Source organism: Algoriphagus lutimaris (assembly GCF_017051705.1).
Classification (GTDB): domain Bacteria; phylum Bacteroidota; class Bacteroidia; order Cytophagales; family Cyclobacteriaceae; genus Algoriphagus; species Algoriphagus lutimaris.
This window is the reverse complement of the sequence record NZ_JAFIDJ010000001.1, coordinates 1412686-1432959: the sequence shown is the minus strand read 5'-3', so window position 1 is coordinate 1432959 and position 20274 is coordinate 1412686. Positions and strand designations below refer to the sequence as shown.

Sequence of the window (20274 nt, the reverse complement as noted above, 5' to 3'; positions counted from 1 at the left end):
TTTTGCGTATATTCGCAAGCATAAAAAGAAACCCTATTTTATTGAATGAATAGCGTTTTTCTCTTGTAAAATAAGAATTAAACCCGATTTTATGACTGGATCCACCGAGATTTATAAACCCAAAAATCATATTCGAATAGTTACTGCCGCATCTTTGTTTGATGGTCATGATGCTGCAATAAACATTATGAGGAGAATCATTCAATCTACTGGATGTGAAGTGATTCATTTAGGACATAATAGGTCGGTTCAGGAGATTGTGGATTGTGCCATTCAGGAAGATGTGCAGGCAATTGCTATCACTTCTTATCAAGGAGGGCATGTGGAATTTTTTAAATACATGTATGATTTACTTCAGGAAAAAGGTGCTGGTCATATTAAGATATTTGGAGGAGGAGGGGGAACAATCCTTCAAGAAGAAATTCAAGAACTTCATGGCTATGGGATTGCCCGAATTTATGCGCCAGACGACGGCCGAGCCATGGGTTTACAAGGAATGATTAATGATCTAGTAGAAAAGTCAGATTTTCCAATTGGGGATACATTCCAAGAAGGTTTTGAGTTGAACAAAACGAATAAAGCTTTCGTAGGAAGGGCTATTTCTGCTTTTGAAAATTTTCCTGCAAAGTCTCAGTCTTTATTGAATCAGGTTAGACTTGAAAGTAAAAATTCCAAGACTCCTGTTTTGGGAATTACAGGAACTGGTGGAGCAGGTAAGTCTTCTCTAGTAGATGAATTAGTGAGAAGGTTTTTGATCGATTTTGAAGGTAAAACTTTGGCTATAATTTCGGTAGATCCTTCCAAAAGAAAAACGGGTGGAGCCTTATTGGGAGACAGGATTCGTATGAATGCCATTCATCACCCAAGAGTGTATATGCGCTCACTGGCTACTAGACAATCAAATCTTGCCCTATCTAAATATGTTCAGGATGCGGTCGACACCGTTAAGGCAGCAGGGTTTGATTTGGTGATTCTGGAAACTTCAGGAATTGGACAATCGGATACCGAGATTATTGAGCATTCGGACTTATCTCTGTATGTGATGACTCCTGAATATGGAGCAGCATCCCAATTGGAAAAAATTGATATGCTGGATTTTGCGGATGTGATTGCATTGAACAAATTTGATAAGAGAGGTGCTTTGGATGCAATCCGGGATGTAAAAAAACAATTCAAAAGAAATCATAATCTCTGGGATATCCAGGATGAAGAGATCCCTGTTTTTGGAACAATTGCATCCCAATTTAATGATCCAGGTATGAATCAGTTGTACAAAGCATTGATCTCCAAGATTAATGAAGATCATCCCGGTTGGGACAGCAATTTTGAATTATCAGCAGGAACCTCCGAAAAAATCTATATCATTCCACCGGCAAGAACTCGCTACTTATCAGAAATATCAGAAACAAATAGAAACTATGATTCATGGGTAGAAGAGCAAAAAGAGATTGCTCAACAACTTTTTAGTATCAAAAAATCCATGGAGGCAATTGAATCCCTTCAGGTAGCTGATCAGGATCGTTTGTTGAAGGAACTTGAAGAAGTGTATGCTCAGGTTGAATTGAACCTTGATCCCAAAAACAAAAAGTGGATAGAAGAATGGCCTCAGGAAGCAGCGAGGTATGGAGAAGACTTTTATGTATTTAAAGTCAGAGATAAAGAAATTAAAGTGAAGACTTTTTATACTTCACTTTCAGAATCTAAGATTCCTAAAATTTCACTTCCAAAGTATGAGGCTTGGGGAGATTTATTGAAGTGGGGATTACGTGAAAATGTACCGGGTAAATTCCCTTACACTGCCGGAGTATTTCCATTCAAACGAGAAGGAGAGGACCCCACCAGAATGTTTGCTGGAGAGGGAAGCCCTGAAAGAACCAATAAAAGGTTTCACTATGTGTCAAAGGATATGCCTGCCAAGAGGCTTTCAACTGCTTTTGATTCGGTAACCTTATATGGAGAAGATCCTGATTATAGACCGGATATCTATGGAAAAATTGGTAATTCCGGAGTAAATGTATGTTGTCTGGACGATGCTAAGAAACTCTACTCTGGATTCAATTTGGTAGACCCGATGACATCGGTTTCTATGACCATTAATGGACCTGCAGCTACCATGACTGCCTTTTTCATGAATGCCGCGATCGATCAACAATGTGAGGTATATATCAAAGAAAATGGTCTAGAGAAGGATGTAAATCAAAAGATTGAGGAAATCTACCAGAAAAAAGGTTTAGTGAGACCTTCCTACAACGGTACAATTCCCGAAGGAAACGATGGCCTAGGTTTGATGCTTTTGGGAGTAACTGGTGATCAGGTACTTCCACAAGAGGTGTATAATAAGATCAAAGCCGATACTGTAGCTAGAGTTAGAGGTACTGTACAGGCAGATATTCTGAAAGAAGATCAAGCTCAAAACACCTGTATATTCTCTACAGAGTTCTCACTTAGGTTGATGGGTGATGTGCAGCAGTATTTTATTGAAAATAGTATCCGAAATTTCTATTCAGTTTCTATCTCAGGGTACCATATTGCCGAGGCAGGGGCTAACCCCATCACCCAATTAGCCCTGACCCTATCCAATGGATTTACTTATGTAGAATATTATGTAAGTAGGGGGATGGATATCAATAAATTTGCGCCCAATTTATCCTTCTTCTTTTCCAATGGTATTGATCCAGAATATGCAGTCATAGGAAGAGTGGCTCGAAGAGTGTGGGCAAAGGCAATGAAATTGAAATATGGGGCAAATGAGCGTTCTCAAATGCTTAAATACCATATACAAACCTCAGGTAGGTCTTTGCATGCTCAAGAAATTGACTTTAATGATATCCGTACTACCCTTCAAGCTTTATACGCGATATATGATAATTGTAATTCCTTGCATACCAATGCCTATGATGAGGCAATTACTACTCCTACAGAAGCCTCTGTAAGAAGAGCAATGGCGATCCAGTTGATTATCAATAAAGAACTCGGGTTGGCCAAAAATGAAAATCCATTGCAGGGAGCTTTTATCATTGAGGAATTAACAGACTTGGTGGAAGAGGCGATTTATCTTGAATTTGACAGAATTACCGAGCGTGGTGGGGTATTGGGAGCTATGGAAACTATGTATCAACGGGGTAAGATTCAGGAAGAAAGTCTTCATTATGAAATGTTGAAACATACAGGTGAATACCCAATCATTGGTGTAAATACCTTCTTGTCATCAGAAGGTTCTCCAACAGTTACTCCTGGGGAGGTGATTCGAGCCACAAAAGAGGAAAAAGAATCACAGATTACAACATTGAAAAATTTGAATCAATCTCACCCGAAACTTGTTGAAGAGCATCTTCAATCGTTAAAAAAGGTGGCTGTGAAAAATGAGAATATTTTTGCAGAATTGATGGAAGCGGTCAAATATTGTTCGCTAGGTCAAATAACCCATGCTTTGTATGAAGTAGGGGGGCAATATAGAAGAAACATGTAAATCAATCCTTCAAGGAAAAGATAAAAGGAAAGCAAGAAAAGTTTAATTATAACTACCATGTCAAAGAGAAATGTAACTGTTCGCATGAAAGCGGACTATGAGTACGAAGCAGTAAATCCTCAGGGAAATGTAGTACAGATTGATATGTACGATGCTCCAGAAAAACGAGCTCAGTCTCCTATGGATTTAATTCTTTCTGCGTTAGGGGGATGTGCTTCAGTAGATGCGGTACTCATGATGAAGAAAAAAAGAAAAACCATCGAATCATTTACAGTGGATGTAGAAGGGTTAAGGAATGATGGAATCCCCGCTTATTACACGGATATCCATTTGTCTTTTACCTTGGTTTCTCCTGATGCTAATGAAACGGAATTCGGTAAAGTGGTGGCACTTTCTGTGGATAAATATTGTTCGGTAGCTTCTTCATTAAATCCCAAAATCACCTACTCATATATTGTTAAAAGGCCATCATGAGAGTTGTAAATGAATTTGTTCAGGAGGAAATACGCATCAGTGTTTTCTCCTGGAACAATAAATATATCATTAAATATGAACTGGGACCTTTGGAGCAAACCTTCAAAGTAAGCGAAATGGATGTCTTGGAGGAGAGTGCTTTAGAAGTATTCTGGAAGGATGATTTTTTTGAAAAAGTAAAATTTAGATTTGAAGAAATGGGTAAAATCTTTCGTGCACAGTTGGAAAATTTATAATTTCCGTACTAAGTGTTTTACCTATGAAAATTAGATTAAGATTCTTTTTTATTATTTCCCTGTCATTTTTTTCATGTAAAGGGCAGAGAAGTTCGGAAAAACTTCCCGTGGACCAAAGATTAGCCCAATTGGTGAAAAATATGGAGGAGGAATTTCTGACCTTGAATAAAGAGATCGTTAGTCTTGGGGATTTTTACCAATATGTATTAGCAAATAGGGATTCCCTTTTGGAAACTGCAGATAAGTCGAGGTATACTTTTGAGGGTTCATTTTCCGATAATATACCTGTTCAGGGGGAGGAACTTAGTAAGTTAATCCTGTCTACCAAATCTCCGGATCCGGAGAAATCCATGGAAGAGGTATTGTTTACGAATATACTAGACTCCGCTTTTAAAGCCGTTTATGAAAAGCATCCTATCATTGCTCAGGTATATTCTAATTCCTCAATGCAGGTTTCAAGGGTTTACCCACCTTACGATGCGAAAAATTTAATGGATCCAGATATTGATTTGGTTACATTTAATTTCTTTTATGAGGGGGACTTGGAGCACAATCCTCAAAAAGAACCAATTTGGCTCCCTGAGGTATATGCTGATCCAGCAGGTAAAGGTTGGATTATGTCATTAGTTTACCCAGTATATGATGGAGATGATTTATTTGCTGTTTTAGGAATAGATATCACTGTGGAGGAGATATTGCATCGTTTTTTGGAGCAGGAGGACGGAAACTTATTAATTGTAAATGGAATTGGGGATATTGTTTCTGGCAAATCAACAGCCATTGAAGCACTAAGTTTTCCACCATTAAAAAATTATGTTTATAGGGAAACAATTAAGGCCGATAATTTCCGCATTTCTGATTTTAATCTTTTTAACAGTAAGAGTAGACAAGTGAGGGAAATGGGACAAGAGTTTTTGTTTAAAAAGGAAAATAGATTCTTGTTTGAAAATGAGAATGACTTAAAAGAAGCAATAGCAGTTCCATTTAATTTTACCGATTGGTATTTGATAGAAATAAACCCGTATTAAATGTGGACTAGAAAGATAAATAACCTTAGTTTTTTACTTACGACTGCTCTAGGTATTTTTCTAGTCCTATTAGTCATTGCCTTAGGTGTTAGCTTTTATCTTGCTATTTCGGATGCCCAATTAGCATCTAGAAAAGTATTCCTAACCAAACAAACAGAATTAGCGGCCAGAGAGCTCGAACTTGAAATCTTTCGGTTTGAGGAAGATGCAAGTAGCCTTTTTTCATTCCTTGAAGACGAAGATTTAGATGAAGAGGATTTTCAAATAGATCTTCCAATGGCCATCAGAAAATTAATGAATAATTTCCCTGGGTTAGTGGATACGGTTTGGGTTAACTTTCCTGAATCCTCCTCATTTTTTACCATGACGGACCGGAATGATTTTATTTCACAGCCTTTTGATGGATTCATTAGAAGTAAGTTTAAAGAAAACTCCAGTCTTTATAGAAGTAATCCAGATGGTCTGGAAATGCTGTTCCTTTTAAAATTGGAGGATTTTAGTCGCCGTTTTGTTTCTAATTATTATTTGAATGAAGGAGGGGGGAAATTTTTATTACTAGGCGATCAATTGATTAATATTAGCGCCGGTAAACCTGCAAATACAATTGAGTTTCAAGACAAAGATCTTCAGGTTATTAAAAATGATATAGCCATAGGCTTAAAGGGGATTTATGAGGTGACTTGGAATTATAATAGTGAATCTATTAGTGGAGTTTTAGTTCAATACCCTTTTGATTTTGGAGGGATTCTCGAAAATGCCTCTATGGTATTTTTTATTGAAACAGAAGAGCTTACAGAGGGAGTCTATAATACTTACTTATGGCTGTTTTTTGTATTGATACTATTGTTGTTTGGTACGATCGTATTTTTTATTCTTTCTTTACATAACAACTTAAAATCTCAGAATCAACTTGAAAAAAGCTCTAAGGAGATATCGGAGCTTTTTGATCAGCAAAATCTACTTTTAAAAGAACTGAAAGGCTTTGTCTATTTCCATAACCATAGAGGAGAAATGACAAGTGTCAGTGATGAAGTAGAGAACATCCTTGGCAGTACCAAAGATGAATTTATAAAGGCATTTTTACCCAATAGTTCCATTCAGGAGGTAACAGAACTGCAGGAAATAGTAAGTGAAGCATTAGATTCCAAAAAGTCAGTTTTGGATTTTGAATATGATTACACCAGGCCTGATCAAAAAAAGATTCGTCTAAAAATATTTGAAAAGTTAATTTTTGATAAGAAAGGAAGATTTAAAGGGGGGTTGGGTATTTGTACTGATATTACCTCCCAATTTGAGGCAAGTCAGGAATTAGTTCAAAGTGAAAATCGACTAAGAACAGTATTAGAAAATATTCCTGACATCATTTTTATTTATGACAATAAGGGGAAAGTAATTGATTTTCATGTCAAGGATAAAATTCCGGGATGGGATGATTCAGCATTAGGTAAAAACCTTGCCGATTTGCTTCCAGAGGATCAAAAAGAAGAAACGCTCCAAGCTTTTAATACCGCAAGAAATACCGGTACCATTCAATCTGTGAATAGGAAGTTGGAGCTTCCGAATGGTTCCAAGTATTTTGAACTGAGGTATTTCCCATTAGATGAAAATAGAATGATGTCGGTGGCTAAAGATATCACCAGTCAAAAAATCTGGGAGAAAGGCTTGATTGAAGCAATGAGTGCTGCGGATGAAGCTAGTCGTGCCAAATCAGAGTTCCTGGCTAACATGAGCCATGAGATCAGGACTCCTATGAACGGTTTGTTGGGAATCATTGATCTATTGGAGTTGACCAAACTCAATAATGATCAGAAAGAGTACCTTGAGATCATCAAGAATTCCGGAAATTCATTGTTGGGAATTATCAAGGACATTCTGGATTATTCGAAAATCGAAGCAGGAAAAATTGATATCAATCCTTTTCCGACCAAACCAGCAGAAGAACTTGAGAAACAGATACAAATTTTTTATGGACTAGCTCAAAAGAAAAATATTAAGATAAATAAACATATCAGTTCTAAAGCATACGAGCAGTTTGAATCTGATTATCTGCGGATTAATCAAGTGATTATTAATCTAGTAGGAAATGCTATTAAGTTTACGCCAGTAGGAGGAGTAGTTTCTGTCTCCATGGATGTAGAGCATATTGAAGGAGATTTATATTATTTAAAAACTGAGGTAAAGGATAGCGGAATAGGAATTCCGGAAGAATTGATTCCTTCCTTGACGGATCCGTTTTTCCAGGTGGAAAGCTCAAGTACCAGAAGTTTTCAAGGAACAGGCTTGGGATTGGCAATTGCCAAAAAAATCATTGAATTGATGGGAGGTGAACTTAATATCTCCAGTACGATAGGTGAGGGTTCCACCTTCGCTTTCTCCATATTACTTACAAAAGTGGATGCAGAGTTTACCGAGGAGATCAATGCATCAGCTGATGAAAGGGAAAACTGGTTTGGAATGGGGGGTGAGTATCCTTTAAGAATCTTACTGGCAGAGGATAACGATTTGAATCTTCAATTAATGGATTTGATGCTGGATCAGTTGGGATACTCATTTGAAATTGCAAGAAATGGTTTAGAAGCTTTAGATATGGTCATGAATCAGGAATTTGACTTGGTATTGATGGATGTTCAAATGCCAGTAATGAATGGTTTGGAGGCTACTAAGAGAATCAGGGAGACACCTAATATGGAAAATCTTTTCATTATAGGATTATCTGCCAACGTTTTTGATGAGGATCAAAAGAAGGCATTTGAAAGTGGAATGGATGATTATTTAACCAAGCCGATTCGTTTAATGGCCTTGGCAAAAAAATTGATGCTCTTCTATGATAAAAAAGCAAAGCTAAAGGCATAAAAAAACCAGGTGATCAACCTGGTTTTTTAGTGTTATAATGATGTGTTTAAATCAAAGTCTGCCAAATAATCAGCAACTCGTTTGACAAACATTCCTCCTAAGGAACCATCAACAACGCGATGATCATAAGAGTGTGATAAAAACATTTTATGTCGGATTGCAATTACATCTCCAGTTGGTGTTTCTACCACTGCAGGTTTTTTGACAATAGCTCCAACCGCCATGATAGCCACTTGGGGTTGCATTATGATAGGAGTGCCCATCACATTTCCAAAAGAGCCTACATTCGAAACGGTATAGGTTCCTCCACTTAGGTCATCAGCACTGAGTTTGTTGTTTCTAGCTCTGTTTGCCAAATCATTTACTTGTTTGGAGATTCCTACCAGGTTTAACTGATCCGCTTTTTTAATTACAGGGACTATTAAATTACCACTTGGTAAAGCTACTGCCATCCCTATATTGATGTCTTTCTTCTTGATTATTTTATCTCCATCAATAGAAATATTAATCATCGGAAAATCTCTAATCGCCTTTGAAATGGCCTCAATAAAGAATGGTGTATAGGTAATTGATTCTCCAAATTTAGCTTTGTAAGCCATTTTATTTTTCTCACGCCAAAGAACTATGTTGGTCATGTCCGCCTCAACAAATGAAGTCACATGAGCAGAAATTCTTTTGGAATCGACCATTCTTTGAGCGATCATCTTCCTCATTCTGTCCATTTCAATGATTTCGTCTGAGGCCGAAATACTTACTTGGGCTTTTGGTTGTGATATGGATGGTACTTCAATGCTTGAAGCTTTTCCATTTTTACTTCTTTTCTCTAGGTAGTTTAGCATGTCATTTTTGGTGACACGACCATCTTTTCCAGTACCTGGAATTTTAGATAATTCCTCTTTTGAGATCGCTTCCTCCTTTGCAATACTCTGAACAAGAGGGGAGTAGAATCGATCATCCGAAATTTCCTGCAGAGGAGTAGAGGCAGCTGAAGGAGAAATTAAAGAAGCGGTATTTTCAGGAGCTGCAGCAAGTAACTCTTCTTTGGAATTAATTTCTTCTGATTCTTTATCTTTTGCAGCGTTTTCTACTTCTCCTTCAGTCTCAATGACTGCGATTGGAGCCCCAACTGCCACTACATCCCCTTCTTTAACCAAGATTTTTTTCAATACTCCTGCATGCGTAGACGGGACCTCGGTATCTACTTTATCAGTGGCTACCTCTAAAACAGATTCATCCTGTTCTATTTTTTCGCCTTCTTTTTTAAGCCAACTTAGGATGGTTCCCTCTATGATACTTTCGCCCATTTTGGGCATTAGCATTTCTACACTTGCCATAATCTTCAAAATAATTAAATTGGGTGTATATTCGACTTTTAAAATTAAATTTTATTATCAATCAACCCAAGTCTTTTGATTAAAATTTTATTTGCTATTTTTTAGAAAAACAAATTCTCAATAGATTTAATACGGCTACCGCAGTCAATTGGATATTAAGCAACCTATCTTGTGTAAGTTGTAATTTTTTTGTTTCTACGAAACCATCTCCTGCGCAAGCGATCCAAATGGTTCCTACAGGCTTTGCCTCAGTTCCACCATCAGGCCCGGCTATTCCGCTACTGGCTAGACCAAAGTCAGATTGGAATAGATTTTTAATTCCTTTGGACATCTCAACTACTGTTTGCTCACTTACAGCCCCAAATTCTTCAAGAGTTGCATTACTTACTCCTAATATTTCGTGCTTGAACTGATTGTGGTAGGGAACCAGTGCACCTTGAAAATAAGCACTACTTCCTGATATACTAGTTACTAAATGTGATATATATCCACCGGTACAGCTCTCAGCCAAAGCTAGGGTTTTATTGCTTTTCTTCAAAAGCTTACCAATAGCTGATTCTAAGCTTTCATCATTGTAACCATAGATATAGTCCTTGATTAGTGGATAAACCAAGTCAATTTGATTTTGGATTTCCTTCTTTAGTAATACTTGATCATCACCAAATCCTGTTAATCTTAGTTTCACATGCCCCAAGGAAGGTAAATAGGCTAATTTGATATGTGAAGGCAAAGCATTTTCCCAATCTCTGATCAAGTCCGCCAACCAGCTTTCGCCTATTCCTACTGTTTTAATCACTTGGTGAACAATTACCGGAAGTTTGAAAAGTTCTGCAAGCTTCGGAATGACGAAGTCTGTCATTAGCTTTTTCATCTCATGCGGAACGCCGGGCATTGACATCCAGTAGGTATTGTTCTCTTCAAACCACATTCCAGGAGCAGTTCCTACTTCATTAGGAACGTAAGTACAGCAAGAGGGAAGGTGTCCTTGCAGGATATTTAGGGGGGTGATTTCCCTACCTCTTCGTTGGAAGAAACTGGTAACTGCTTCCACCGCCTCAGGAAATTCCACAATGGGGCAATTGAAATATTCAGCCATTAAAGGCTTGGTTAAATCATCCTGAGTGGGGCCAAGCCCTCCTGTAATCAACACAATATCTGCCCGCTGCTCAGCCTTGGAAAATGCCTCCAAAATATCATCTCTATTATCACCGACAGTAGTTCTCCTAACTACTCTGACACCGATTAAATCTAATTCCTGACTAATCCAGTGGCTATTGGTATCTATTATCTGACCATATAGCAATTCATCTCCGATTGCTATAATTTCTGCTTTTACAGTCTTCATTCGAGGTTGTATGCTAGGTTTATCGAACTTTTGCTTTTAGAAGGATTTTTGAAAATATGCCGGGCACAAATCTTTTTAGGTATATAGCCATGACCTCTTTGCCTCCGATATAAAGTTCTTCTTTTTTTTTCTTGATTCCCTTAAATATTTTTGACGCACATGCTTCAGCGCTCATTCCATTGGCCTGGGCATCATCCATTTGGTTCAAGGGATTTCCATCTGCAGTAACAGCATTGACAGAGATATTGGTTTTAATAAATCCCGGACAAATGATCGTGACCGCAATTTGATCTTCGTAGTGTTCTGCCCGTAAAGAATCAAAATATCCATGCAGGGCATGTTTTGAAGCAGCGTAAGAAGATCTATAAGGTGATCCTATAATTCCTACCAGTGAGCTTGTGATCGCAAAATGCCCTGATTTTCTACTTTTGAAATATGGTAAGATCGCTTTAGTTAATGCGATTGTCCCAAAAAAGTTTACTTCCATAATTTGACGATCCACTTCAAGCTTGGTTTCCATGGCAAGGGATCTTTGACTGATCCCTCCATTATGGAATAATATATCAATAGAACCGAAAAATTGAATAGCTTCTTCTACCTTTGATACCATACTATCAGGATCGGCAAGGTCCAAAGGTAAAATGGCACAATCTTCAGGGTATTCACATTCACTCCTCACTTTTTTTAAATCCTCTTCTTTTCTAGAAGATAGAATTACAAAATACCCTTCTTTAGAAAATTTTTTGGCAGTAGCAGCTCCAATTCCAGCAGATGCTCCGGTAATCCAAATGACAGGCTTTGTCATAGCAGTGGTTTTTTTCTTTCGTAATCAATAAATGAAAAAGGATATTCATTCTTTTCATCTGCAGGATGGTCTTCCTTACTGACTATTTTCCATATTTCAGGGTCAATTTCTGGAAAATAAGTATCTCCTTCAGGACTTGCATCTACCTCTGTGATTACTAATTCATCAGCTAGTGAAATGGTTTGTTTATAAATTTCACCACCACCAATGATGTATAATTTATTTACCCCGATTTTGTTACAATAAATAAAGGCATCTTCTACACTTTTAAATACATGGTGTCCTTCTGGAACTGTATATTGAGGGTTTCTGGTAATCACTAAATGAGTTCTGTTTGGAAGTGGTTTTCCTAAAGATTCAAAGGTTTTCCTACCCATCAGAATATAATTTTCAGAGGTAAGTGCTTTAAATCTTTTGAAATCTGTAGGTATCCTCCAAACCAAGTCATTTTCTTTGCCGATTACTCCATTTTTAGCAACAGCAGCTATTAATAGTATCCTCATAGATTTTAATTCTTCAATTCCTTGAAGATACTAGGCTTTGGCATGAGAAAAAACAAAAAATAAGGCCAAACTTAATTTTGAGAAGCTTGGGTCATGACATTTGGATAATCACTCATGAGGAATGATTTTGATTCTGAGTCATTTATCTCTATTACTTTTAATTCCACTTTGGTTCCGTCATCTTCAGAAATAAATGTCATTTCCATAAAATTTCCTTGTGGAAAGTCATTAAAATATTCAGCGTATTTGCTCTGGTCTTTTCCCGAGGCAAATGGACTATTGGTGCCCCAAAATGAAGTATAACCTCCAATTGGCTCTTCTGTTACCCAATAAGTACCTTCTCCATCTTTACTTTTTACATGGTATTCATCGCATTGATATCCAAGAATATCTTTAGTTTTTCCGGTCTTTTCAATCATCAACTCAGAATCCTCCATGGAGTCTTCTATGTCTTCCGTGGCTTCATTAACCACCTCATTGATATCAATTTTATAAGCAAAACTGCTTTTGGATCCATCATTATCCATAAGCAATATGGAAGCTTGATTAGGTAAATCATAGACCATGGTCATCACTGACTTTTCATTTTTAGGGTCGGTTATTTCCATTCCCGTGTAGTCTGATGTCTTCGCCAAATAGGACTTTAATAGGGTAGGTTCTTGCTCTTTTCCTTTTTTATCCGTGGCTTTCATCTCCATTACCACATGTCCAAAGAAATCATATCGTTCTTCGGTAGAGACTTCTTCTCCTAATCCTTTCATGATTTCATTTATGTCGATGGAAACAGGACTACTGGATTCGCCATCCGCTCCAAAGATGCCTTCAAATTGCTTTTCCAGCTGTTTTTGAACCATTTTGTTGGCTTCCTCTTCGACTTTTTTCTCAATGGCCTTTTCAGCCCCTCTGCTGGCAGCCTTTTTTATTTTATTGATGAATTGTCCTTGACTTGAAGTGGATACTAAGAAAAATAGAATGCAGAAGAAAATAGATTTTATAAAATATTTCATGGCTTAGCATTTAAAAATTGTATTAAATATTAATTTAATTCAATTTCCTAAAAATCAAAGAGATATGAAAAGAATTAAGCTATTAATTTTAGGAGAGTTTATACCCTCTTAGGAAATCCTCTACTTTCATTCTTTTTTTACCCTCCATTTGTAACTCTAATACCTCCAGTACACCATTCCCGGTTTGAAATTTCAAATAGCTTTTGCCATCTGAATCAAAAATTCCAGGAGAATGGGGCTGAGAATCTCCAGGTTGTACACGCGTTTTGAAAATTTTGCAATTTTTACCGTCTAATTCTGTCCAAGCAGCAGGGTAGGGGGATAATCCTCTTACCAAATTATGAATCTGAATAGCAGGCTTATTCCAATCGATCTTTCCGGTTTCTTTAAAAATTTTTGGAGCATGATGTTTGGCAAGGGATTCATCTTGAGGTATAGGGGTAACCTCATCTTTCGAAATTGCTTCTACTGTTTTAAGGACTAATTCAGCTCCTTTGTTCATTAATTTTTCATAAACAGACCCAAGATCATCTTCGTCAAGTATTGGAACTTTTTCCTGGAAAATGATGCTACCCGTATCAATTTCATGCTTTAAGAAAAAAGTAGTAACTCCTGTTTCTTTTTCGCCATTGATGATAGCCCAGTTAATGGGGGCTGCACCTCTGTAATTAGGCAATAAGGAGGCATGTAAATTAAATGTTCCTATAGGAGGCATATTCCAAACAGATTCGGGAAGCATCCTAAAGGCAACGACAATTTGAAGGTCTGCTCGATAGCTCCTTAATTCCAACTGAAAAGCAGGGTCTTTTAAGTTGGTAGGTTGAAGAACTGGAATGTTATATTTCAAAGCGGACTCCTTTACCGGAGAAGGAATAAGCTTTTGACCCCTGCCTTTTGGTTTGTCTGGAGCAGTGATCACTGCTACTACATTCCAGCCATTATCTACTAATTTTTCAAATGCCGGAACTGCAAATTCCGGGGTACCCATGTATATGATTTTAAGGTTCTTTTTCATTTCTAGAGAGGGACTCAGTTTACTTTTTGTATTTCAAATCGTATTTAACACGATTTTTAAGAGGTTTAATCTTCATAAATCAAATAATTGGATCTTATTATTTGATAACTCTTTAAGTCTTCTTGCCAGCTTTTTTTGATTTCATCTTCGCTTTTTCCAGCAAGTAATTGTTTCTTCAATTCATCCGTTCCTGCAAGAGTGTTGAAATACCCTTTAAAGAAGGATTCACCTTTACCGGATTTGGCCAATGCATCGATAATGTACTTAATGGTAAACTGGTGGGAAAGAGATTCATTTCTCAGGTCTACCCCATAACAAACCTGATCTTTATATGGAGGATTGGTGGACATACCTGGAATGCTAACCGGGGTAAAAGTGAATGTTCCTATATTTTCATCAGGGTATCCATACACTTGAAAAGGGAATTCTGTTCCTCTTCCCAGAGAGAAAATAGAGCCTTCAAAGAAACAGGTGCTTGGATAGAGGCGAATAGAGAGGTCATTGGGCAAATTTGGAGAGGGTTTTACCGGTAACTTATAGGGCATTTTGTGGTTCCAGTTCGCAACTGGTATCACTTCTAGATCGCATGTCAAACCGCCTTTCAGCCATTTTTCACCATTGATCATTTTGGCTAATTCACCCACAGTCAGGCCGTGCACCACAGGGATAGGATGCATTCCCACGAAGCTTTCAAAACCTTTTTTTAAGACAGGTCCATCAATGTAATCCCCATTCGGATTGGGGCGGTCAAAAATTATCACCTGTTTTCCATTTTCTGCTGCAGCTTCCATCACATAATGCATGGTACTGATGTAGGTGTAAAACCGAATACCCACATCTTGTAAATCAAAAATGATTATGTCTAAATCGGAAACTTGTGCGGCGGTGGGTTTTTTATTGTTTCCATATAATGATATAATAGGTAATCCTGTTTTGGAATCCACAGAACTATTCACTTTGGCACCTGCATCCACATCGCCACGAAATCCATGTTCTGGTACAAATACTTTTTTTACAGCTACTCCCTGTTCCAATAAGTAGTCAACTACATGCTTATTCCCTTCTCGTGGCATGATACTCGTTTGATTTGCCACAATTCCCACAGATTTTCCTTTCAAAAGGTCTACATACAATTCAGGACGTTCTGCACCAGGCAGGATTGAAGAGGACTGGGCACTTAGTTTGAAGGAGGTTAAGAAAAAAATGAGCATCATGCTCAAAATATGACTAAAGGATAAGAGATTCGTTTGGTTCATGCTATTTTGCGGTCAATTACAACAAATTAAAGCAGTCCATTGAACCTTTCCTATTTCATCGCTAAAAGAATCAGCTTTAAAAGAGCTGGTGGATTCTCAGCGACTATCCATAAAATTGCAGTAGGCAGTTTAGGTATTGGCTTAGCTGTCTCTTTGCTTTCATTTATGGTTCTGGGAGGTTTTCAACAAACTGTATCAGATAAAGTTTATGGGTTTACGGGGCATTACCAGGTGCAACGTTTTACTATGAGCAATGCTTTTGAAGAAGCACCTTTTTCCCTGAATAGTGAGTTTGCGCAAGAATACGGCCAGTTACCTTTTGTTCAGAGAATTGAATCTTTCGCCCATAAAGCTGCGCTGATCAAAGGAGAAAATGAAGTAGAAGGGATTCTAGTAAAAGGAGTGGGGCAGGATTTTGATTCTCTATCCTTTCAAAAATATTTAAAAGAAGGTCGAATGCTGCATATCCCTGAGAAAGGGACCAGTAATGAAGTGATTTTGAGCCAGGTAATTGCAAATAAATTGCTGCTCAAAGTAGGAGATAAGGTGACCTTGTATTTCGTTCAGGATCCTCCAAGGTTTAGGAGGGTAGAGGTAGTGGGTATTTTTGAAACGTATTTAGAGAATTTCGACGACAAAATAATCATCGGAGAACTGCAAACCATTAGAAATTTGAATGGCTGGGCGGAAGATCAGGTGGGTGGGCTTGAAGTTTTTGTAGATGATTCTAAAAAGATTGATCAATATACTCCCCAGTTGGAGCAAATCATGGATTTTGATTTGAAACTGATTGCCAGCAAAAATAAATTCCTGGAGATTTTTGATTGGTTGACCCTATTGGATACCAATGTCTATGTGTTTGTTGGGCTGATTGCATTTGTTGCAATATTCAATATGGGGGCAATCCTTTTTATATTGATCATGGAGCGAACTCAGATGATTGGATTATTGAAAGCAATTGGAGCTGCAAATAAGCAGATTCAAAGAATCTTTTTCTGGAATGGTATTAACATTCTCTTAAGGGGATTACTCATTGGGAATGCTATAGGCTTAGGTTTTGGGCTGTTACAGGATAAATTCAAATTAATTCCTCTTGACCCTGCCAGTTATTACATGTCCTATGTCCCAATTGAATGGAACTGGCCTTTGTTTTTATTAATCAATTTGGGTATTACGGTGCTCACCGCCATCGTACTTTTTATTCCAGTGATGGTTATTTCGAGGGTTGACCCGATAAAATCGATTCGCTTTGATTAAGCCGGTAAGGAGAAAAAATACTTTTAATCTTCATCCAAATCACGCCAAATACAGCTTCTTTAAATATTCCTGAGCTCATTTTGGAAGTGCCTTTGGTACGATCCGTGAATATGATCGGGACTTCTATAAGTTTGAAGCCTAGTTTCCAAGCAGTAAATTTCATTTCAATCTGGAAAGCATATCCAATGAATTTCACCTCTTTTAAATTAATACCTTCCAAGACGGATCTGTGGTAACATTTAAAACCCGCAGTGGCATCTTTGATAGGCAAACCTGTAATAAATTTGACATAAACACTGGCAAAATAGGACATCAAAACCCTTCCAATAGGCCAATTGACTACATTCACCCCTGTAATATATCGTGATCCGATGGCCATGTCAAACTCTCTGTTTTGGCATGCTAAATACAAGCGAATTAAATCATATGGATTATGTGAAAAATCACAATCCATCTCAAAAATATAATCGAAATCATTGGATAGTGCCCATTCAAAACCTTTTAAATAGGCTGTTCCTAATCCTAATTTCCCCTTTCTCTCGATCAGATGTAATCTTGTTGGGTAATTGATTTGGTTGACTTTAACCACTTTGGCGGTGCCATCAGGTGAGCCATCATCAATAATCAATAACTCAAAATCCCCCTCCAGACCCATGATGGAATGGATCATTTCTTGGATATTTTCAATCTCATTATAGGTAGGAATAATTACTAGCTTACGGTGCATCTTCGGGGTAATAAAGCTCAAAAGTAAGGTTTAGGGTTGATTTAAGAAGAAATGGACTAAATAATTTTGGTTAAAGTGTATTTTCGCGAGAAATATTAATATTCCATGATCGCTATTGTTAGTTACATCTCCATTGGTTCTTATGATGCCAATACAGTGGATGAGGATAAAATCCTGTCCTCTATTTTAAGTGAGTTGAAAATTCAACATGAGATTGTCCCCTGGTCAGATAAACAGGTGAATTGGAGTAAATATGATACGCTTTTAATCAAGTCTACCTGGGATTATTTTGATTATTATCCTGAGTTTTTGAATTGGATAAATCATGTCAAAAAACTCAATATCAAAGTATTAAATAATTTAGATACTATTTTATGGAATTCTACCAAAGGCTATTTAGAAGAGATAAAAGAGAAAGGATTTCCGGTCATTTCAGGGTTTACTTTAAAAAAAGGAGATAAGATTTCATTTGATGAAATTCATCAATCGTTAGGATCAGGAGATTGGGTAGTTAAACCTATGGTAAGTGGGGGAGCAAAAAACACCATGAAAATCCCAAGTTCTCAATGGAATAATTTTGAAGTAAAAATCCAACAATTAATCCAAGATGAGGATTTCTTGATCCAGCCCTATGTTAAAGAAGTAGCGGAAGTAGGAGAGTATTCTTTGGTGTTTTTCAATGGTGAGTTTTCACATGCTGTATTGAAGACTCCAGCTTTAGGAGACTTTAGGGTCCAACATTATTTTGGTGGAGCGATAAAATCTTTAATGCCTAGTACCAAAATGAGGCAAGCTGCGAAGGCCTTGGTAGATCAATTTGCATCAGATAGTCTCTATGCCAGGGTAGATGGGGTAGAAATTAATGGGGAGTTTTTTTTAATGGAACTTGAATTGATTGAACCTTATTTGTTTTTGGATTCCAATGAATCAGCCATTCCAAATTATAAAAATGCCTTGATCAAAAGGCTGGCTTAAATGCAAACTTCTTTTTGATTCTGAGCGTACTCACTTCCTTTGAAGGCTGCCTCTTGTAAAAGTTGGCAACCTTCAGGTTTTCCCATTTTAGCCAAGCAGTACCCTTTTTTTGCCAATGCTTCCACATGATTAGGGTTTGTCTTGAGAATTTCTTCGAAATCTTCAAGAGCAAATCCTAAATAACCCGCTCTCATCAAAGCAAACCCCCTATTATATCTTCCTACAATTTGATCTGGTTCGTACTGAACATACTTATTAAAAGAAACTGCACAGCCTAATACATCTCCTCGCATTGCTCGAGCCATTCCCTCGTAGAAATATACTTTAGGGAATTCTGGATTGAGTTCAATCGCCATTTTGAAGAAGTTTTCTGCGGACGAATACTTATTAGTCATTAATTGAGTTCTTCCTAGCAAATAAATAATATCGAAGTCTTTGGTGTCTAGTGAAGCTGCACGAAGTAAATAAGATTCTGCTAAGTCATAATTTTCTTCTTCAAATGCCATTTTACCTAATCCTGCGTAGGCTTGGGCATATTCATCATCCAGGGCAATGATTCGCTCATAATCCTTTTTTGCCATCGGAATATTTCCAATTTCCTCATAGCTTCTCGCTCTTAAATGAAAGGCTTTCAGGTCGGTAACATGGAAGAAAAGATAACTATCCAACTCTTCTATTGCTGCTTCATAATTTTCATCTTGATATAAATTTTCAATTTTTTGAAAATCACTGGAGCAGGAGCTGAGTAAACTTATTACTAATAAAATAGTTAAAATATGTAAAATTCGTTCCATAACTAAATGAAACAAAAAAATAGGATTAGAAAAAATTTTTTATGTGAATTTTTCCTAATCCTTTGAAATAAAGTATGACCTAAATACTTGAGTGTTAAAGGACTCCCTTGGTACTAGGTAATTGATTGATGTTTCGAACATCCCGAGTAACGGCCATTTTAATTGCTCTTGCCAAAGCTTTGAAAATTGCCTCAATCTTATGGTGCTCGTTGGTTCCTTCTGCTTTTATATTTAAGTTACATTTAGAGGTGTCTGAAAAGGATTTAAAGAAATGATAGACCATTTCTGTTGGCATATCACCCACTTTTTCTCTTTTAAATTTCACATCCCAAACGATCCAAGGTCTTCCACCGAAGTCAATTGCTACTTGTGCGAGCACGTCATCCATTGGAAGAAGAAATCCATACCTGTAAATCCCTTTTTTATCACCTAGTGCTTTTAAATAGGCTTCACCGAGTGCTAAAGCGGTATCTTCTATCGTATGGTGTTCGTCGATATGAAGATCGCCTTTCACTTTAATTTCTAAATCCGTACTCCCATGCTTGCCTAATTGTTCCAACATGTGATCAAAAAAGTGTAATCCTGTGGAAATATCACTTTGACCTGATCCATCTAGATTAAGTTTGATATAGATATCCGTTTCAGAAGTGGTTCTTCTAATTTCTGAAGTTCTGGGAGGCATTTTGAGGAAGGCATAAATTTGATCCCAATCCTTAGTACTTAAAGCAGCTTGATCATGATTTTCTCCTATATAGATAGCTTTTGCGCCCAAATTAGTCGCCAATTGAATATCTGTGGTTCTGTCTCCTATCACATAACTGTTTGCTAGGTCATACTCTTCCGAAAAATAGTCTTGAAGTAGGCCTGTTCTAGGCTTTCTGGTATTCGCGTTTTCATGTTCAAAAGTCCGGTCTACATGGATTGCAGTGAAGAAGATGTTTTCTTGTTCCAAGGTTTTCAACATCTTGTATTGTGCTGGCCAAAAGGTGTTTTCCGGGAAAGAGTCTGTACCTAGGCCATCTTGATTGGTTACCATCACCAATTCATAATCCATTTCTTCAGAGATTTTTCTAAGGTTGGAAATGGCTTTGGGTAAAAATTCAAGCTTTTCTAAACTATCGACTTGAAAGTCGGTAGGGGGCTCTTTAATGATCGTTCCGTCTCGATCTATGAATAATACTTTCTTTTTCATGAAA

Annotated in this window: 17 protein-coding genes; 7 read left to right on the top strand and 10 right to left on the bottom strand. The window is 37.3% G+C overall.

From position 1 onward, the window contains the following. Positions 1–91 precede the first annotated feature (91 nt). The 5 genes from JYB62_RS05810 (at position 92) to JYB62_RS05790 (ending at position 8060) form a co-directional block, all read left to right on the top strand. Entirely contained in the window at positions 92–3469 is a 3378-nt protein-coding gene (locus JYB62_RS05810; protein ID WP_205644473.1) for a methylmalonyl-CoA mutase family protein, read from the top strand. A 57-nt stretch (positions 3470–3526) separates the two neighbouring features. Further along, positions 3527–3943 (top strand): OsmC family protein, encoded by a 417-nt coding sequence (locus JYB62_RS05805; protein ID WP_205644472.1) that lies wholly within the window; start codon positions 3527–3529, stop codon positions 3941–3943. Continuing rightward, entirely contained in the window at positions 3940–4179 is a 240-nt protein-coding gene (locus JYB62_RS05800) for a hypothetical protein (RefSeq protein ID WP_205644471.1), read from the top strand. The genes JYB62_RS05805 and JYB62_RS05800 overlap by 4 nt, the downstream gene beginning before the upstream one ends. A 107-nt stretch (positions 4180–4286) precedes the next feature. Then, a complete protein-coding gene (locus tag JYB62_RS05795) occupies positions 4287–5207 on the top strand; it encodes a cache domain-containing protein (RefSeq protein ID WP_205644470.1) in 921 nt (306 codons plus the stop codon). Beyond that, positions 5208–8060 carry a PAS domain-containing hybrid sensor histidine kinase/response regulator gene (locus JYB62_RS05790; RefSeq protein ID WP_205644469.1) on the top strand — a complete coding sequence of 951 codons (2853 nt, stop codon included), beginning with the start codon at positions 5208–5210 and terminating at the stop codon, positions 8058–8060. Between the two features lie 32 nt (positions 8061–8092). Here the strand turns inward: JYB62_RS05790 and JYB62_RS05785 are convergent, their stop codons facing one another. The 7 genes from JYB62_RS05785 to JYB62_RS05755 all read right to left on the bottom strand — a co-directional run bounded on the left by JYB62_RS05785 (position 8093) and on the right by JYB62_RS05755 (position 15325). Next, the gene (locus JYB62_RS05785; protein WP_205644468.1) at positions 8093–9394 is read right to left on the bottom strand and encodes a dihydrolipoamide acetyltransferase family protein; all 1302 of its coding nucleotides are present in this window, start codon (positions 9392–9394) and stop codon (positions 8093–8095) included. Between the two features lie 94 nt (positions 9395–9488). After that, positions 9489–10739: a competence/damage-inducible protein A gene (locus tag JYB62_RS05780; RefSeq protein WP_205644467.1), complete on the bottom strand. Its 1251-nt coding sequence runs from the start codon at positions 10737–10739 to the stop codon at positions 9489–9491. Between the two features lie 19 nt (positions 10740–10758). Beyond that, positions 10759–11544: an SDR family oxidoreductase gene (locus tag JYB62_RS05775; RefSeq protein ID WP_205644466.1), complete on the bottom strand. Its 786-nt coding sequence runs from the start codon at positions 11542–11544 to the stop codon at positions 10759–10761. After that, the gene (locus JYB62_RS05770; RefSeq protein ID WP_205644465.1) at positions 11541–12047 is read right to left on the bottom strand and encodes a dihydrofolate reductase; all 507 of its coding nucleotides are present in this window, start codon (positions 12045–12047) and stop codon (positions 11541–11543) included. The genes JYB62_RS05775 and JYB62_RS05770 overlap by 4 nt, the downstream gene beginning before the upstream one ends. Before the next feature lie 71 nt (positions 12048–12118). After that, positions 12119–13054 carry a DUF4412 domain-containing protein gene (locus tag JYB62_RS05765; RefSeq protein ID WP_205644464.1) on the bottom strand — a complete coding sequence of 312 codons (936 nt, stop codon included), beginning with the start codon at positions 13052–13054 and terminating at the stop codon, positions 12119–12121. An 88-nt stretch (positions 13055–13142) separates the two neighbouring features. Beyond that, the gene (fmt, locus tag JYB62_RS05760; protein ID WP_205644463.1) at positions 13143–14069 is read right to left on the bottom strand and encodes a methionyl-tRNA formyltransferase; all 927 of its coding nucleotides are present in this window, start codon (positions 14067–14069) and stop codon (positions 13143–13145) included. 65 nt (positions 14070–14134) lie between these two features. After that, positions 14135–15325, bottom strand: coding sequence for an exo-beta-N-acetylmuramidase NamZ family protein (locus JYB62_RS05755; RefSeq protein WP_205644462.1), 1191 nt, complete (start codon positions 15323–15325; stop codon positions 14135–14137). A gap of 39 nt (positions 15326–15364) precedes the next feature. Here JYB62_RS05755 and JYB62_RS05750 point away from each other — a divergent pair, with 39 nt between their 5' ends. Continuing rightward, the gene (locus tag JYB62_RS05750) at positions 15365–16582 is read left to right on the top strand and encodes an ABC transporter permease (protein ID WP_205644461.1); all 1218 of its coding nucleotides are present in this window, start codon (positions 15365–15367) and stop codon (positions 16580–16582) included. On the opposite strand, the gene JYB62_RS05745 is transcribed toward JYB62_RS05750, so the two are convergent. Then, on the bottom strand, positions 16539–17309 hold the full coding sequence (locus JYB62_RS05745; protein WP_205644460.1) for a polyprenol monophosphomannose synthase: 771 nt from the start codon (positions 17307–17309) through the stop codon (positions 16539–16541). The two genes, JYB62_RS05750 and JYB62_RS05745, sit on opposite strands and share 44 nt — an antisense overlap. Before the next feature lie 105 nt (positions 17310–17414). Between JYB62_RS05745 and JYB62_RS05740 the strand changes: the two genes are divergently transcribed. Then, positions 17415–18284: an ATP-grasp domain-containing protein gene (locus JYB62_RS05740; protein WP_205644459.1), complete on the top strand. Its 870-nt coding sequence runs from the start codon at positions 17415–17417 to the stop codon at positions 18282–18284. On the opposite strand, the gene JYB62_RS05735 is transcribed toward JYB62_RS05740, so the two are convergent. Both JYB62_RS05735 and hisB read right to left on the bottom strand, forming a co-directional pair. After that, a complete protein-coding gene (locus JYB62_RS05735) occupies positions 18281–19078 on the bottom strand; it encodes a tetratricopeptide repeat protein (protein ID WP_205644458.1) in 798 nt (265 codons plus the stop codon). The two genes, JYB62_RS05740 and JYB62_RS05735, sit on opposite strands and share 4 nt — an antisense overlap. Before the next feature lie 94 nt (positions 19079–19172). Continuing rightward, on the bottom strand, positions 19173–20270 hold the full coding sequence (gene hisB, locus JYB62_RS05730; protein WP_205644457.1) for a bifunctional histidinol-phosphatase/imidazoleglycerol-phosphate dehydratase HisB: 1098 nt from the start codon (positions 20268–20270) through the stop codon (positions 19173–19175). Positions 20271–20274 lie beyond the last annotated feature (4 nt).